Here is a 15,288-nt window from a genome sequence, read left to right as displayed (position 1 = left end):
ATGGCCGAGGATCAATCCTCGCGGTAGCGGCGCAGCTTGAGCGGCTTGCCACCGACGCGGGTGTCCTTCAGCTTGCCCAGCAGGCGCTCCAGGCCGTCCTCCGGCAGCTCAACCAGGCTGAAGCTCTCGCGCACCTGGATGCGGCCGATGGCTTCGCGGGCCAGGCCGCCTTCGTTGAGGATGGCGCCCAGCAGGTTCTTCGCGGCGATGCCATCGCGCGCGCCCAGGGCGGTGCGGCAGCGGGCACGGCCTTCGCCCAGCGGGATCGGCGCGCGACGCTCGCGCGGTTCGCCACGCTCGGAACGCTCGCTGCGCTCACGGGGACCGCTGTTCGGCACCAGCGGCTGCTCGCGCTCGACCTCGGCCAGGGTCAGGGCCTGGCCATTGGTCGCCTTGCGCAGCAGGGCCGCGGCCAGGGCGCGCGGGCTGCAGCCAATCTCGGCGGTCAGGCGGTCGAGCAGATCGCCATGGCTGGCCTCGGCACCGGCCACCAAAGGCGCCAGGCTGGCGGTGAGCTTCTTGATCCGGGCGTCCAGCACCTGCTGGCCGTTGGGCAGCTTGACCTCGCCGACCTTCTGCCCGGTGACACGCTCGATCACCTGCAGCATGCGCCGCTCGCGCGGGGTGACCAGCAGCAGGGCGCGACCGGTACGACCGGCACGGCCGGTACGGCCGATACGGTGCACGTAGGACTCCGGATCGTAGGGCATGTCCACGTTCATCACGTGGGTGATGCGCGGTACGTCGAGGCCGCGCGCGGCGACGTCGGTGGCGATCACGATGTCCAGACGGCCGTCTTTCAGCGAGTCGATCACCCGCTCACGCTGATTCTGGGCGATGTCGCCGTTCAGCGCGGCAGCCTTGTAGCCCTTGGCTTCCAGCGCGGCGGCCAGGTCCAGGGTGGCTTGTTTGGTGCGCACGAAGCCGATCAGCGCGTCGAACTCTTCGACTTCCAGCAGACGCAATACCGCAGCGTGCTTCTGGTCGGCGTGAACCATCAGGTGCGCCTGCTCGATGGCGGTCACGGTCTGGGTCTTGGCGGCGATCTTGACGTGCTGCGGGTTGCGCAGGTGCTTCTCGGCGATGGCACGGATCGAGTGCGGCAGGGTCGCGGAGAACAGCACGCTCTGGCGGCTCTCCGGCATGGCCTGGAAGATCACCTCCAGGTCATCCATGAAGCCCAGCTTGAGCATCTCGTCGGCTTCGTCGAGGACCAGGTACTGGATGGTCGACAGGACCTTTTCGTCGCGACGCAGGTGGTCGACCAGGCGCCCCGGGGTGGCGACTATGACCTGTGCGCCCTGGCGGATGGCCTTGAGCTGCGGGCCCATCGGTGCGCCACCGTAGACCGCGACCACATTGAGGCCGGGCATCTGCTTGGAATAGGTTTCGAAGGCGGTGGCTACCTGCAGGGCCAGCTCGCGGGTCGGCGCCAGGATCAGCGCCTGCGGCTCGCGCTTGGCCGGGTCGATCTTCGACAGCAGCGGCAGGGCGAAGGCGGCGGTCTTGCCGGTACCGGTCTGGGCCTGGCCGATCATGTCGTGGCCGCCGAGGATCACCGGAATGGCCTGGGCCTGGATGGGCGATGGCTCTTCGTAGCCGACGGCAGTCAGCGCAGCGAGAATATTGGGATGAAGTCCGAGCGCGGCGAAGCCGCCGATTTCCTGGGTCATGGGTCTGCCTCAAGTGCATCCGCAAAGACCCATGTTCCAAAGCTGCGCATGCCGTGTAAGACCCTAGAGTCACCCTGGCAGCCCTGTCGGCGGGGATTTGCGAAAACGTAGTGATGAATGAATCGTCAAGGATTGCCCGCTTTAGCGGACAGGCTGCCGAAGATAGCCTTCGGGCGAGTTGCACTACCTGAACGTGGCCAAAAATTGACCGGCGCGCACTATACCGGAAATCCTGACGGATGTGCTGGTTTTCCTCGAATTAAAAGCAAAAGGCGCCGGGTGGTCCTGCTGTGCCAGGCAGCCATGCGCTGCTGCTTTACCCATGGACAAGCGAGGACCCGGCGTCTATACACCCTGCAATCGCCCTTCTACCTGAGGTTTCGCCATGACTCAAAACGCCAGCGGTCGGATCAGTCGCGAGAAGCGCGGCCCCATCACCTTGCTCGGCCTGGAACGCGCCACCAAGCGCAACGCCTTCGACCTGGACATGCTCAACGACCTGTGCCGGGCCTACGGCGAGTTCGAGCGCGACAGCGAGGCCCGGGTGGCCCTGATCCACGCCCATGGCGACCACTTCACCGCCGGCCTCGACCTGGCCAATGTCGCCGCCCAGTTCGCCGCCGGCTGGCAGATCCCCGAGGGTGGCTGCGACCCCTGGGGGGTGTTCGGCGGGCCGCGGGTCAGCAAGCCGGTGATAGTCGCCGCCCAGGGCTGCTGCTATACAGTCGGCATCGAGTTGATGCTCGCCGCGGATATCAACCTGTGCGCCAGCAACACCCGCTTCGCCCAGATGGAGGTACAGCGCGGCATCATGCCGTTCGGCGGCGCCACCTTGCGCCTGCACCAGCGCGCCGGCTGGGCCAATGCCATGCGCTGGCTGCTCACCGGCGACGAGTTCGACGCCCATGAGGCCTATCGCCTGGGGCTGGTACAGGAGGTCGTGGCCAGTGAAGACCTGATGCCGCGCGCGCTGCGCCTGGCCGAACGGGTCGCGGCCCAGGCGCCGCTCGGCGTACAGGCCACCCTGGCCTCGGCGCGCCAGGCGGTGCGCGAGGGCGAGACCGCGGCGGCGGCCAGCCTGCATCCGAACGTGGTCCGGCTGATGGCCAGCGAAGATGCCCAGGAAGGCCTGCGCGCCATGCAGGAGCGTCGCCCCGGCGACTTCAAGGGCCGCTGAACCCGGCTCAGCTGGCCGGGCGCAGCACCTCGATCAAGGGCTCCAGGGAGTAGCCCAGGCGCGGCGCCAGGGCCTCAGCCCGGTCGCGCAGGCCGGCCAGGTCGAGCTGCTGGTCCAGGTCGGCCGGCACCAGCAGGATCACGTTGCCCTCCTTCACCGGGCACTCCCAATAGTGGCGATGGTAGAGGCCGCGCAGCAGGGCGGCGCCGAGCGGTCTGCCGTCGTCGCAGGCCCACTGGTTGATGACCAGCCAGCCACCTGGGTTGAGACGCTTCTGGCAGTCCTCGAGAAAACGCCAGGCCAGGTGCCCGACGCCGGGGCCATGGTCGGTGTACAGGTCGACGAAGATCAGGTCGGCGCTCTCCGCCGTATCCAGCAGTTCCATGGCATCGCCGATGCGCACGGTCAGGCGCGGATCGTCGTCCAGGCCGAGGAACTCCATGGCCAGGCGCGGCACGGCGGGGCGCAACTCGATGGTCTCGACATCGTCCAGGGGCAGGTACTTGAGGCAGGCCTGGGTCAGGTTGCCGGCGCCCAGGCCGAGGAACAGCGCACTCTCCGGCGCCGCGTGGCACAGGGCGCCGAGCAGCATGGCGCGGGTGTAGTCGTACTCCAGCCAGCTCGGGTCGGCGGTGAACACGCAGCTCTGCTCGATCGCCTCGCCGAACTCGAGGAAGCGATAGGCGCCGATTTCCACGACACGGATCACGCCGAACTCGTCCTGCACCTCGGCCAGCAGCACCTCGTCCTGCATCTCATCCACCGGGGGTAAACCTGGCATCCACCTCTCCACCCTTGAGTAGCCCAGCCAACGGGACCGGGAAAGGGGGCAATTGTCCGACAAGCCGGCAGCGGGGTCACGCGCAAACTCGCCGCGTCGACACCAGCCCGACCGGCTGCCGAACGCCCGCCTCGACGCGATCCAGCATCATGCAGCGGCTCTATCGCGCCTATCGGCTTGAAGCAGTCGGCTGATCGGTTACCATGCCAGTCCGCCCAAATTGCCTGAAGCCGAGAGCCCTGATGTCGCAACCCTGGAGTCCCGATAGCTGGAGAGCCAAGCCGATCCAGCAGCAGCCGAACTACCCCGATGCCGCCCAGCTGGCGAAAGTCGAGCAGACCCTGGCCGGCTACCCGCCGCTGGTGTTCGCCGGCGAAGCCCGCGAGCTGCGCCGGCAGTTCGCCGAAGTGACCCAGGGCCGCGCCTTCCTGCTGCAGGGCGGCGACTGCGCCGAGAGCTTCGCCGAGTTCAGCGCGGCGAAGATCCGCGACACCTTCAAGGTGCTGCTGCAGATGGCCATCGTCATGACCTTCGCCGCCGGCTGCCCGGTGGTCAAGGTCGGGCGCATGGCCGGCCAGTTCGCCAAGCCGCGCTCGGCCAACGACGAGACCATCGGCGGCACCACCCTGCCCGCCTACCGCGGCGACATCGTCAACGGCATCGGCTTCGATGCGCAGAGCCGCGTGCCCGACCCGGAGCGGCTGCTGCAGGCCTACCACCAGGCCACGGCGACTCTCAACCTGCTGCGCGCCTTCGCCCAGGGCGGCTTCGCCGACCTGCACCAGGTACACCAGTGGAACCTGGACTTCATCGCCAACTCGGCCCTGGCGGAAAAGTACAGCCAGATGGCCGACCGCATCGACGAGACCCTGGCCTTCATGCGCGCCTGCGGCATGGACGGCTCGTCGCAGGTGCGCGAGACCAGCTTCTTCACCGCCCACGAGGCGTTGCTGCTCAACTACGAAGAAGCCTTCGTGCGCAAGGACAGCCTCACCGGCGGTTGGTACGACTGCTCGGCGCACATGCTATGGATCGGCGACCGTACCCGCCAGCTGGACGGCGCCCATGTCGAGTTCCTGCGCGGCGTCGGCAACCCGATCGGGGTCAAGGTCGGCCCGAGCATGGACAGCGAAGACCTGATCCGCCTGATCGACATCCTCAACCCGGACAACGACCCCGGTCGCCTCAACCTGATCGTGCGCATGGGTGCCGACAAGGTCGAAGCCGGCCTGCCACGGCTGATCCAGACCGTGCAGCGCGAAGGCCGCCAGGTACTGTGGAGCTCCGACCCGATGCACGGCAACACCATCAAGGCCAGCACCGGGTACAAGACCCGCGACTTCGCGCAGATCCTCGCCGAAGTGAAGCAGTTCTTCGCCGTACACCAGGCCGAGGGCAGCTACGCCGGCGGCATTCATATCGAGATGACCGGACAGAACGTCACCGAATGCATCGGCGGCGCCCGTCCGGTGACCGAAGACAGCCTGTCGGACCGCTACCACACCCACTGCGACCCGCGGATGAATGCCGACCAGTCCCTGGAACTGGCCTTCCTGATCGCCGAAACCCTCAAGCAGGTACGCCGCTAGACCCACGCAGGCGGGCAGCCCCAGGCTGCCCGCCCAGGGCCTTGGCCGACACCGCCCCAAGAGCCCCGGCGTTCGCCGCCCGAATCACGGCACCGAACTGACAAGGCGTGGCTGACGCGATATGGTGAGCTGACCATGCACCTGTAGAGGGACCGACCATGCCGTGGTTTGCCTGGCTACTGCTCTTGCTCGTCCTGGGTTCCATAGTCGGCGGTTTGCTGGTGCTGCTGCGTACCGCCAAGCCCCTGCCCCTGAGCGATGAACAACTGCAGAAGATCCGTGAACGAAAAATCGAGATGGAGGCGCAGGACGCCAAGGACGATAGTCGGCGCTAGCCTGTCGGCGCTGCTGCTAACCGGCTGCGCCAGCATCACTCCGCCCGTCGCCGAACTCGACGACTGCACCCTGCTGTTTGCCCGCTTGCACGATGCCACCCAGGCGCAGCGGGACGCGCAATACCACCTCCTGGCGGACTTTCCCGGCCTGCGCAGCGACAGGCTTCTGGCCAGCCTGGGCGCCGAAGCGAGCGGCGCGCAGCAACGCAGTCTGTGGGCCCAACGCCTGGCCGCCCACGATGCCGAAGCCAGCCAGCTGGAAATCGCCCAGCTACCCGGAGTCCAGCGGCGCATCTGGAGCGCCAGCGCCCGCCGCCAGCAACTGGCGACCTGCCGAGCCGACCAAGTACAGCGCCTGAGCGACGACCCCGAAGCCTTCGCCCGCGCGCGCCAGGCCGCCCAGGTGCCCGACGACTACCGCGACTGGGCGCGCGTGCTCGGCCTCAATCCGCTGTTCGAGCCCGCCTTCCGCCAGGGCATCGCCGCCTGGCAGCGGGCCGCGGCCCAGGCCCGGGCACCCGCGGACGGGCCTGGCTGGCTGAGCTACGCGCCGCTACCGAATCGGGAAACCAGTCGTCCGATCCCTCTGAGCGATGACCCTCTGGGTCTGCCGCAGCCGAGCGCCGCCCAGCTCGATGCCCTGTTCGCGCGCCATGCGCCGCACCTGCGTATCGAACAGGCCAGCCGCAGCGACCACATCGGCAGCCCGTATTTCGCCGCCGATGGCCGCCGCGCCTTCAACGCCCAGCAGCCGCGCCTGTATCGGCACTTGGGCTGGAGCCGGATCGACGGTCGTTGGCACCTGCAGTTGATCTACCAGCTGTGGTTCAGCCAGCGACCGCGACCGCACGCCTTGGACCTGTACGGCGGCGAGCTGGACGGCCTGCTCTGGCGCGTCACCCTCAACCGCCAGGGCCATGCGGTTCTGTATGACAGCATCCACCCCTGCGGCTGCTGGCACAGCTTCTACCTGCCGCAACACTCGCCACTGCGCTTTCGCCAGCCGAGGAACGAGGAGGCCCGCCTGGCGCACCGTCTGCACCTCGACGGTAGCCAGGCCGCGACGCTCTGGCTGAACGCCGGCACCCATGAATTGCTCTGGGTCGATGGACGCCGCTCGCCCTACCCGGCACTGACCTACCAGCAGGCCGACCTCGATCAGCTGCGTCGACTACCGCACCCCAGCGGGCAGCGCAGCCTGTATGCCACCGATGGCCTGGTGCCCGGCAGCCAGCGCCTGGAGCGCTGGCTGCTGTGGCCGTCCGGGGTACGTTCGCCCGGCGCCATGCGCCAATGGGGACGCCATGCCACGGCCTTCATCGGCCGGGCCCACTTCGACGATCCACACCTGCTGCAGCGCTACTTCCACTAGACCCGCGGAGCTCGTGCGCTGAACGGCGTCCAGCTGCGTCGGAATTATTTTCGGCAGGGACCCGCCGCCCCTAGCAAGCGATCAATCCGCCACATCGGCCACGCCCGAACGCTCCACCGAACCAGGCCGGACCGCGATGCGATTTGGGGTGAAAATCTCCGCCAATTGACCGCCGCGACGCAGCTGCTCCAGCAGCGCCGCGAAACGCTCGGCACTGATCGGCCCCTGCGGGCGCACCAGGGCATAGTGCTTGTAACGCTGGTCGACCCGCTCGGAGACCAGCAACTGCCCGGCGTACTTGCGATGGCGCTCGAGAAACTCGCCGATATAGGAACGCGTGACCAGGGCGATATCGGCCCTGCGGCGTAACACCATCAGCAGGTTGCTGTCGTGGGAATAGGTCAGGGTAGCGTTGTAGTTCTGCTGGAGGAACTCGGGGGCGGCGTTGAAGCCGGCGAAGGCGTAGTGATAGCCGTTGTACAGCGCCAGGCGCTTGCCTTGCAGCGAGTCGAAGTAGCTTTGTCCTCGACCGACCTCGACCCGCGCGACGAACACCTCGGCATCCTCCAGGCCCATGTCGACCGTGTCGTGGGCAATGGTCTGCCAGTCCCAGGCCGGGTTCTCGAACAGCGCCAGATCGATGCGCCCGTCCTGGAAGTCGCGAAATCGACGCGGTACCGAAGTGGGCACCATGACGAATCGATAGTCGCCCTGTTCCTGGTTCAACGCCTCGAGCAACTCGAGCAACAGACCGGAAGCATTCGGCTGTTCCGGCTTGACCACATAGGGCGGGAAGTGCACGCCGCCGACATGCACCACCTGCTCGGCGGCCAGCGGCATGGCCAGAAGCAATGCGCCCAGCACCCCACCAGCTCGCAGCAACCTGCGCATCGACATCCCCATACGCTTCCCCAAAATATCGATCCTAACGGTTAATAATTGGCCTGCTTAATCCCGGCCCCGGCCGCCAGTATGGCTCTGGCTGACTTGCGCCATTTAGGGTGCCAGCAGGTGATAGCGCCTCAACAAGGGTTCCAGCTGGCCCTGCTCTTCTAGCCGCTTCATCAACCCGGCGAAGCGAACCGGCTCCAGGGGCCCGTTCCGACGGAACAGCGCGTGGTGCTGATAGAGCTGGTCGGCTCGCTGCGACACCAGCAGCGCCGCACCGCGCTCGGGATGGCGGTCCTGATAGAGCTGCAGGTAGGAACGGGTGATCACCGCGATGTCCGCGCGCCCGCGCAGGATCATGGCCAGGTTGCTGTCGTGGGAATAGGTGAGCACGGCGCCGAACTCCTGAGCGAGAAACTGCTGATCCGCATTGAAGTCGGCAAAGCCATAGTGATAGCCGTTGTAAAGGGCCATGCGTTTGCCCTTGAGCTGGTCGAAGTAGCGCTGATCACGCCCCGACTCAACCCGGGCGACATAGACTTCGGCATCTTCGATCTGCAGGTCCAGGGCACTGTGCTCGATGTCCTGCCAACCCCAACTCGGCGACTCGAACAGGATCAGGTCGAAGCGGCCGCTCTGCAGGTCGCGGTAGCGGCGGGTCACCGAGGTCGCCACCAGCTCGAAACGGTAGTCGCCCTGCAGGCGATTCAGCGCCACCAGCAACTCCGGCAACAGCCCGCCAGGACTGGCGCTCTCGGGCTTCATCACATAGGGGGGAAAATGGTAGGCGCCGACGCCGACCCGAAGCTCAGCCGCCAGCGGCTGGATCATCAGCAGACTCAGTGCGACCAGCAGAACTCCGTACCGCGCGCGCAAGGAACACCTCATGGAACACACATGACCCTGACCGTTCCCTGTATATGTCACGCGGCCGCTTCCCTGGCCACAACGATGCAGTCGAAGACTCCGCTAAGCCTAGCCCATTCTGCTCAAACTTCCTTGAGCACGAGCGACAAGGCCTCCTCGGCCAGCTGCTCGAGGGTCATCGGCCCCTCGGGGTGGAACCAGGTGGTGGTCCAGCTCAGGGCGCCGGTGAGAAAACGACGCAGGATGAACGGGTCGGCCTTGAAGTAGCCCTGCGCCTTGGCTTCGCCGAGCACCTCCAGCCAAAGCTGCTCATAGGTGGCGCGCAGCTCGAGAATGAAGCGCTGGCCTTCCTCGGACAGCGAGCGCCATTCATACACCAGCACCGCCATGGCCTCGCCGGTTCCGCCCATGATCGACTGAAGTTCGCAGCGGATCAGCGCCAGTACCCGCTCGCGCAGGCTGCTCGCCTCGGCCAGTTCGGCCTGCATCAGGGCGGTGTTGTAACGGATGGTCTCCTCCATCACCGAGCGGAGGATTTCATCCTTGCTCTTAAAGTGATGAAAGATGCTGCCCGACTGAATGCCCACCGCGCTGGCCAGGTCGCGCACCGTGGTGCGCTCGTAGCCCTTGCTGCGAAACAGATGGGCCGCCGTCTGCAGCAGCTTGCCGCGGGCGCTGTCCGGATCGGTGACCAGCCCCTTGGCCACCAATTCGCGCATCACCGCCTGAGCCTGTTGATCGTCCACGCTGGTTACTCCCCCTACCCCTATCCCTATCCGCTGCGGCAGCCCGCACTATCGCCGGATTATCCCCGCAACCCTGGCTGATCGCGCCAAGTGTTTGTCGTTATTGGTGAAAGTTATGCCGGGCGCTGCCCCCAAGCAAGCGCTCGGCCGCACTTTTGGCCGGAAAGCCGTTCTTTTGCACTTTTCAACCAAGCGCTTGCTTGGTAGTGTCTCATCCATCTTCTCTCCGTGACGGACCCCTGCCAATGACCAACACCGTGCGCATCGGCTGCGCCTCCGCGTTCTGGGGCGACACCTGCACCGCCGCCGCCCAGCTGGTGCACGGCGGCCAGCTGGACTACCTGGTGTTCGACTACCTGGCAGAAGTGACGATGTCGATCATGGCCGGCGCCCGCCTGAAGAACCCGCAGCAGGGATTTGCCGGCGACTTCGTCGAGGTCCTCGCGCCGCTGCTGACGCAAATCGAGGCCCAACGCATCCGGGTGATCAGCAATGCCGGCGGGGTCAATCCCAAGGCCTGCGCCGAGGCGCTGCGCGCCGCCTGCGAGAAGGCCGGGGTCGAGCTGAAGATCGCCGTGCTGCACGGCGACGACCTGCAGCCCAGGCTCGCCGAGCTGCGCCAGGATGGCCCGGTGGAGATGTTCAGCGGCGCAGCCCTGCCGCCCCACTGCGTATCGATCAATGCCTACCTCGGCGCCCCGGGCATCGTCGCCGCCCTGGAGCGGGGTGCCGACATCGTGGTCACCGGCCGGGTGGTCGACAGCGCCCTGGTCAGCGCCGCCCTGGTCCATGAATTCGCCTGGGACTGGCGCGACTACGACAAGCTGGCCCAGGGCGCCCTGGCCGGGCACATCATCGAGTGCGGCGCGCAATGCACCGGCGGCAACTTCACCGACTGGCAAAGCGTGCCGGACTACGAACACATCGGCTTTCCCATCGTCGAGGTGGCCGCCGATGGCAGCTTCGTCGTGTCCAAGCCAGCGGGCAGCGGTGGCCTGGTCAGCCCCTTGACCGTGGGCGAACAGTTGCTCTACGAGATCGGCGACCCGCGGGCCTACCTGCTGCCGGACGTGGTCTGCGACTTCAGCCAGGTCCGCCTCGCGCAGATCGGCCAGGATCGCGTCGCCGTATCGGGTGCCCGGGGCCTGCCGCCCACCACCCAGTACAAGGTCAGCGCCACCTACCCGGACGGTTTCCGCTGCAGTGCCAGTTGCCTGATGGCCGGGATAGATGCGGTGCAGAAGGCCCAGAGGGTCAGCCAGGCGATCATCGCCAAGACCGAGGAACTGTTCGCCGCGCGGGGCTGGGGCCCCTACAGCGAAGTCAGCATCGAACTGCTCGGCAGCGAGGCCACCTATGGCCCCCACGGCCGCCGCCAGGACAGCCGCGAGGTGGTGATCAAGCTGGCCGTGCGCCATCCACGCAAGGAAGCGCTGGTACTGTTCTCCCGCGAGATCGCCCAGGCCGCCACCGGCATGGCGCCGGGCCTCACCGGCCTGGTCGGCGGCCGGCCGACGGTCTACCCGGTGATTCGCCTGTTCTCCTTCCTGGTCGACAAGCGCGCCTGCGCGCTGCAAGTGGAACTGGCGGACGAGCGGCAGCCCGTCGCCCTGCCCGCCACCGACACCTTCACCCCCGAGGCCCTGACTGACGCCATCGAGCCGGCGCCAGCGCAAGGCCCGGCCGACGCCAGCGTGCCCTTGATCAAGCTGGCGGTGGCGCGCTCCGGCGACAAGGGTAATCACGCCAACATCGGCGTGATGGCGCGCCGCCCCGAGTACCTGCCGTGGATCGCCGAGGCGCTGTCCACGGCGGCCCTGGCCGACTGGATGGGCCACGTGCTGGACCCGCAGCGCGGTCGCATCCAGCGCTGGTACCTGCCCGGCAGCCACAGCCTCAATTTCCTGCTGGAAAACGCCCTGGGCGGCGGCGGCATCGCCAGCCTGCGCATCGACCCGCAGGGCAAGGCCTTCGCCCAGCAACTGCTGGAATTTCCGGTGCCGGTGCCACGCGCCCTGGCCGACACATTGAACGGTGCGCCCAGCGCACCCTAGACCACCCCGTAGGGTGCGCCACGCGCACCGGACTCAGCCAGGACACTCCGCATGAGCTACGACTCGATCTTCAAACCCGGCCTGTTCGCCGGCCAGACCATCCTGGTCACCGGCGGCGGCAGCGGCATCGGCCGCTGCACCGCCCATGAGCTGGCGGCCCTCGGTGCCCATGTGGTGCTGGTCGGGCGCAAGGCCGAGAAACTGGCCAGCACCGCAGGCGAGATCGCCGAGGACGGCGGCAGCGCCAGCTTCCACGTCTGCGACATTCGCGACGAAGAGGCGGTCAGGACCATGGTCGCGGCCGTGCTCGCCGAGCGTGGCGCCATCCACCACCTGGTCAACAACGCCGGCGGCCAGTACCCGGCGCCGCTGGCCTCGATCAACCAGAAGGGCTTCGAGACCGTGGTGCGCACCAACCTGGTCGGCGGCTTCCTGGTCGCCCGCGAAGTGTTCAACCAGTGCATGAGCCGAACCGGCGGCAGCATCGTCAACATGCTCGCCGACATGTGGGGTGGCATGCCGGGCATGGGCCACTCCGGCGCCGCGCGAGCCGGCATGGAGAATTTCACCAAGACCGCCGCGGTCGAGTGGGGCCACGCAGGGGTGCGGGTCAATGCGGTGGCGCCGGGCTGGATCGCCTCCAGCGGCATGGACACCTACGAGGGCGCCTTTCGCGCGGTGATCCCCACCCTGCGCGAGAGCGTGCCGCTCAAGCGCATCGGCAGCGAATCGGAAGTCGCCGCCGCCATCGTCTTCCTGCTGTCGCCGGGCGCGGCCTATATCAGCGGTACCACGGTGCGCATCGACGGCGCCGCCAGCCAGGGCAGCCGCGCCTTTCCCCTGGGCAAGACCAAGCCGGGACAGAGCCGGAGCTACAACGGCTTCCACCGTGCCTACCTGCCCGACGTACTGAAAGAGCAGGAGGAATAGAACGATGCCGGTGATTCAGTCGGAACTCGACGTGCAGGGTGAAGCATTCGCGCAGAACCGTGAGGCCATGCTCGCTGCCATCGGCGCCTTCCGCGACGTCGAGCGGCAGTGCCTGGCCAAGGCCGCCGAGGCCAAGGCCAAGTTCGAGCAGCGCGGCCAGTTGCTGCCCCGCGAACGCCTCGGCCTGCTGCTCGATGCCGGCAGCCCCTTCCTCGAACTCTGTTCCCTGGCCGGCTACCGGCTGCACGACGACAAGGACGGCACCCAGGCCGGCGGCGGCATCATCGCCGGCATCGGCTATGTCGCCGGGGTGCGCTGCCTGGTCAGCGCCAGCAACAGCGCGATCAAGGGCGGCACCATCTCGCCCAGCGGCCTGAAGAAGACCCTGCGCCTGCAGCAGATCGCCATGGAGAACAAGCTGCCGCTGGTGACCCTGGCCGAAAGCGGCGGCGCCAACCTCAACTACGCGGCGGAGATCTTCGTCGAAGGCGCCCGCGGCTTCGCCAACCAGGCGCGCCTGTCGGCCATGGGCCTGCCGCAGATCACCCTGGTGCACGGTTCCAGCACCGCCGGCGGCGCCTACCAGCCGGGGCTGTCGGATTACGTGGTGGTGGTGCGCGGCAAGGCCAAGCTGTTCCTCGCCGGTCCGCCGCTGCTCAAGGCCGCCACCGGCGAGGTGGCCACGGACGAGACCCTCGGCGGCGCCGAGATGCACGCCCAGGTCGCCGGCACCGCCGAATACCTGGCGGAGAACGACGCCGACGCCGTGCGCATCGCCCGCGAGATTCTCGCCATGCTGCCGTGGAATGCCCAGCTGCCGCCCCGCCCGCAGCAGAGCTGGCGCGAGCCGCTGTACCAGGCCGAAGAGCTGCTCGGCGTGGTGCCGTCTGATGCCAAGAAGCCCTACGACGTGCGCGAGATCATCGCGCGCATCGCCGACGGCTCGGAGTTCCTCGATTTCAAGCATGAGTTCGACCAGCAGACCGTCTGCGGCCACCTGCGCATCGAGGGCCAGCCCTGCGGCCTGATCGGCAACAACGGCCCCATCACCCCCCAGGGGGCGGCCAAGGCGGCGCAATTCATCCAGCTGTGCGAGCAGAGCAACAGCCCTATCCTGTTCCTGCACAACACCACCGGTTTCATGGTCGGCACCGAGTCCGAGCAACAGGGCGTGATCAAGCACGGTTCCAAGCTGATCCAGGCGGTAGCCAACGCCACGGTGCCCAAGCTGACCCTGGTGGTCGGCGGCTCCTACGGCGCCGGCAACTACGCCATGTGCGGGAGAGGTCTGGATCCGCGCTTTATCTTCGCCTGGCCCAACAGCAAGACCGCGGTGATGGGCGGTGCCCAGGCCGGCAAGGTGTTGCGCATCGTCACCGAGGAGAAGCACCGGAAACAGGGCAAGGAGGCCGATCCGCAGATGCTCGACATGCTGGAGAGCGCAACCGCGCAGAAGCTCGACAGCCAGTCCACCGCGCTGTACGGCACCGCCCAGTTGTGGGACGACGGCCTGATCGACCCGCGTGATACCCGCACGCTGCTGGCTCTGCTGCTGGACATCTGCGCCGAGGCCGCGCTGCGGCCGCTGAAACCCAGCACATTCGGCGTGGCCCGTTTCTGACCCGCAGGGTGCGCGGGGCCGCCCAGACCCCGCGCACCGCCCAAGATATCGGTGCGCACGGCGCACCCTACAGGAGAACAACAACCATGCTCTTCACCCAGGAACACGAAGCCCTGCGCCGCACCGTGCGCGATTTCGTCGACAAGGAGATCAACCCCCACGTCGATGACTGGGAAAGAGATGGCCGCTTCCCGATCCATGAGATCTTCCGCAAGGCCGGCGAACTGGGCCTGCTGGGCATCTCCAAGCCGCAGCAGTTCGGCGGCATGGGCCTGGACTACAGCTACTCGATCGTCGCTGCCGAGGCGTTCGGCAGCATCTACTGTGGCGGCATCCCCATGTCCATCGGCGTGCAGACCGACATGTGCACCCCGGCCCTGGCCCGCTTCGGCTCCGACGAGCTGCGCGAGCAGTTCCTGCGTCCGGCCATCTCCGGCGAGATGGTCGGCTGCATCGGCGTCTCCGAGGTCGGCGCCGGCTCCGACGTGGCCGGGCTGAAGACCCGCGCCCGCAAGGACGGCGACGACTATGTGATCGACGGCAGCAAGATGTGGATCACCAACGCCCCCAGCGCCGACTTCATCTGCCTGCTGGCCAACACCTCGGACGACAAGCCCCACGTCAACAAGTCGCTGATCATGGTGCCGATGAACAGCCCGGGCATCAGCATCGCGCCGCCCCTGGACAAGCTCGGCATGCGCAGCTCGGAGACCGCCCAGGTGTTCTTCGACGGCGTGCGGGTGCCGCAGCGCTACCGCATCGGTGCCGAGGGCACGGGTTTCATGATGCAGATGCTGCAGTTCCAGGAGGAGCGCCTGTTCGGCGCAGCCAACATGCTCCAGGGCCTGGAGCACTGCATCGAGGCCACCATCGACTACTGCAAGGAGCGCCAGACCTTCGGCAGCGCGCTGATCGACAACCAGGTCATCCACTTCCGCCTGGCCGAACTGCAGACCGAGATCGAGGCCCTGCGCGCCCTGGTCTACCAGGCCACCGAGCTGTACGTGGCCGGCAAGGACGTGACCCGCCTGGCCTCCATGGCCAAGCTCAAGGCCGGGCGCCTGGGCCGCGAGGTCACCGACAGCTGCCTGCAGTACTGGGGCGGCATGGGCTTCATGTGGGACAACCCGGTGTCGCGGGCCTACCGCGACACCCGCCTGGTCTCGATCGGCGGCGGCGCCGACGAGATCATGCTGGGCATCATCTGCAAGCTGATGGGTACCCTGCCCGGCAAGAAAAAATAGCCTATGGACCA

General features: G+C 67.2%; 13 protein-coding genes. 8 read left to right on the top strand and 5 right to left on the bottom strand.

Features of this window, described 5'->3' with window-relative positions:
* Positions 1–11 precede the first annotated feature (11 nt).
* On the bottom strand, positions 12–1,673 hold the full coding sequence (locus tag LPB260_RS28270) for a DEAD/DEAH box helicase (protein ID WP_208709384.1): 1,662 nt from the start codon (positions 1,671–1,673) through the stop codon (positions 12–14).
* 385 nt (positions 1,674–2,058) lie between these two features.
* Between LPB260_RS28270 and LPB260_RS28265 the strand changes: the two genes are divergently transcribed.
* Complete coding sequence (locus tag LPB260_RS28265; protein ID WP_208709382.1) at positions 2,059–2,850, top strand: crotonase/enoyl-CoA hydratase family protein; 792 nt, start codon at positions 2,059–2,061, stop codon at positions 2,848–2,850.
* 7 nt (positions 2,851–2,857) lie between these two features.
* Here LPB260_RS28265 and LPB260_RS28260 read toward each other — a convergent pair whose 3' ends face one another.
* A complete protein-coding gene (locus LPB260_RS28260) occupies positions 2,858–3,631 on the bottom strand; it encodes a spermidine synthase (protein ID WP_371926144.1) in 774 nt (257 codons plus the stop codon).
* Between the two features lie 242 nt (positions 3,632–3,873).
* On the opposite strand from LPB260_RS28260, the gene LPB260_RS28255 reads away from it, so the two are divergent.
* The 3 genes from LPB260_RS28255 to LPB260_RS28245 all read left to right on the top strand — a co-directional run bounded on the left by LPB260_RS28255 (position 3,874) and on the right by LPB260_RS28245 (position 6,927).
* A complete protein-coding gene (locus LPB260_RS28255) occupies positions 3,874–5,220 on the top strand; it encodes a class II 3-deoxy-7-phosphoheptulonate synthase (RefSeq protein ID WP_208709380.1) in 1,347 nt (448 codons plus the stop codon).
* 158 nt (positions 5,221–5,378) lie between these two features.
* Entirely contained in the window at positions 5,379–5,555 is a 177-nt protein-coding gene (locus LPB260_RS28250; protein WP_208709378.1) for a DUF2897 family protein, read from the top strand.
* An 85-nt stretch (positions 5,556–5,640) separates the two neighbouring features.
* Positions 5,641–6,927: a hypothetical protein gene (locus LPB260_RS28245; RefSeq protein ID WP_208709376.1), complete on the top strand. Its 1,287-nt coding sequence runs from the start codon at positions 5,641–5,643 to the stop codon at positions 6,925–6,927.
* 81 nt (positions 6,928–7,008) lie between these two features.
* Here the strand turns inward: LPB260_RS28245 and LPB260_RS28240 are convergent, their stop codons facing one another.
* From LPB260_RS28240 to LPB260_RS28230, 3 genes are all read right to left on the bottom strand, one after another.
* Entirely contained in the window at positions 7,009–7,824 is an 816-nt protein-coding gene (locus tag LPB260_RS28240; RefSeq protein WP_371926143.1) for a substrate-binding periplasmic protein, read from the bottom strand.
* 99 nt (positions 7,825–7,923) lie between these two features.
* Complete coding sequence (locus tag LPB260_RS28235) at positions 7,924–8,646, bottom strand: ABC transporter substrate-binding protein (RefSeq protein WP_256625624.1); 723 nt, start codon at positions 8,644–8,646, stop codon at positions 7,924–7,926.
* 158 nt (positions 8,647–8,804) lie between these two features.
* Positions 8,805–9,428, bottom strand: a complete 624-nt coding sequence (locus LPB260_RS28230) for a TetR/AcrR family transcriptional regulator (RefSeq protein ID WP_218281518.1) — start codon at positions 9,426–9,428, stop codon at positions 8,805–8,807.
* 245 nt (positions 9,429–9,673) lie between these two features.
* On the opposite strand from LPB260_RS28230, the gene LPB260_RS28225 reads away from it, so the two are divergent.
* The 4 genes from LPB260_RS28225 (at position 9,674) to atuD (ending at position 15,277) form a co-directional block, all read left to right on the top strand.
* Positions 9,674–11,482, top strand: a complete 1,809-nt coding sequence (locus tag LPB260_RS28225; protein ID WP_208709372.1) for an acyclic terpene utilization AtuA family protein — start codon at positions 9,674–9,676, stop codon at positions 11,480–11,482.
* 51 nt (positions 11,483–11,533) lie between these two features.
* Positions 11,534–12,412 carry an SDR family oxidoreductase gene (locus LPB260_RS28220; protein WP_208709370.1) on the top strand — a complete coding sequence of 293 codons (879 nt, stop codon included), beginning with the start codon at positions 11,534–11,536 and terminating at the stop codon, positions 12,410–12,412.
* Between the two features lie 4 nt (positions 12,413–12,416).
* Positions 12,417–14,033 (top strand): acyl-CoA carboxylase subunit beta, encoded by a 1,617-nt coding sequence (gene atuC, locus LPB260_RS28215; RefSeq protein WP_208709368.1) that lies wholly within the window; start codon positions 12,417–12,419, stop codon positions 14,031–14,033.
* 86 nt (positions 14,034–14,119) lie between these two features.
* Positions 14,120–15,277 (top strand): acyl-CoA dehydrogenase family protein, encoded by a 1,158-nt coding sequence (atuD, locus tag LPB260_RS28210; protein WP_208709366.1) that lies wholly within the window; start codon positions 14,120–14,122, stop codon positions 15,275–15,277.
* Positions 15,278–15,288: the final 11 nt, after the last annotated feature.

Source organism: Pseudomonas sp. LPB0260 (assembly GCF_013388395.1).
This window is presented reverse-complemented; position numbering and strand designations above follow the sequence as displayed.

Coding starts and splice junctions, on each gene's coding strand:
- LPB260_RS28270 (WP_208709384.1), bottom strand. CDS start 1,673: ATGACCCAGGAAATCGGCGGCTTCGCCGCGCTCGGACTTCATCCCAAT.
- LPB260_RS28265 (WP_208709382.1), top strand. CDS start 2,059: ATGACTCAAAACGCCAGCGGTCGGATCAGTCGCGAGAAGCGCGGCCCC.
- LPB260_RS28260 (WP_371926144.1), bottom strand. CDS start 3,631: ATGCCAGGTTTACCCCCGGTGGATGAGATGCAGGACGAGGTGCTGCTG.
- LPB260_RS28255 (WP_208709380.1), top strand. CDS start 3,874: ATGTCGCAACCCTGGAGTCCCGATAGCTGGAGAGCCAAGCCGATCCAG.
- LPB260_RS28250 (WP_208709378.1), top strand. CDS start 5,379: ATGCCGTGGTTTGCCTGGCTACTGCTCTTGCTCGTCCTGGGTTCCATA.
- LPB260_RS28240 (WP_371926143.1), bottom strand. CDS start 7,824: ATGTCGATGCGCAGGTTGCTGCGAGCTGGTGGGGTGCTGGGCGCATTG.
- LPB260_RS28235 (WP_256625624.1), bottom strand. CDS start 8,646: ATGATCCAGCCGCTGGCGGCTGAGCTTCGGGTCGGCGTCGGCGCCTAC.
- LPB260_RS28225 (WP_208709372.1), top strand. CDS start 9,674: ATGACCAACACCGTGCGCATCGGCTGCGCCTCCGCGTTCTGGGGCGAC.
- LPB260_RS28220 (WP_208709370.1), top strand. CDS start 11,534: ATGAGCTACGACTCGATCTTCAAACCCGGCCTGTTCGCCGGCCAGACC.
- atuC (WP_208709368.1), top strand. CDS start 12,417: ATGCCGGTGATTCAGTCGGAACTCGACGTGCAGGGTGAAGCATTCGCG.
- atuD (WP_208709366.1), top strand. CDS start 14,120: ATGCTCTTCACCCAGGAACACGAAGCCCTGCGCCGCACCGTGCGCGAT.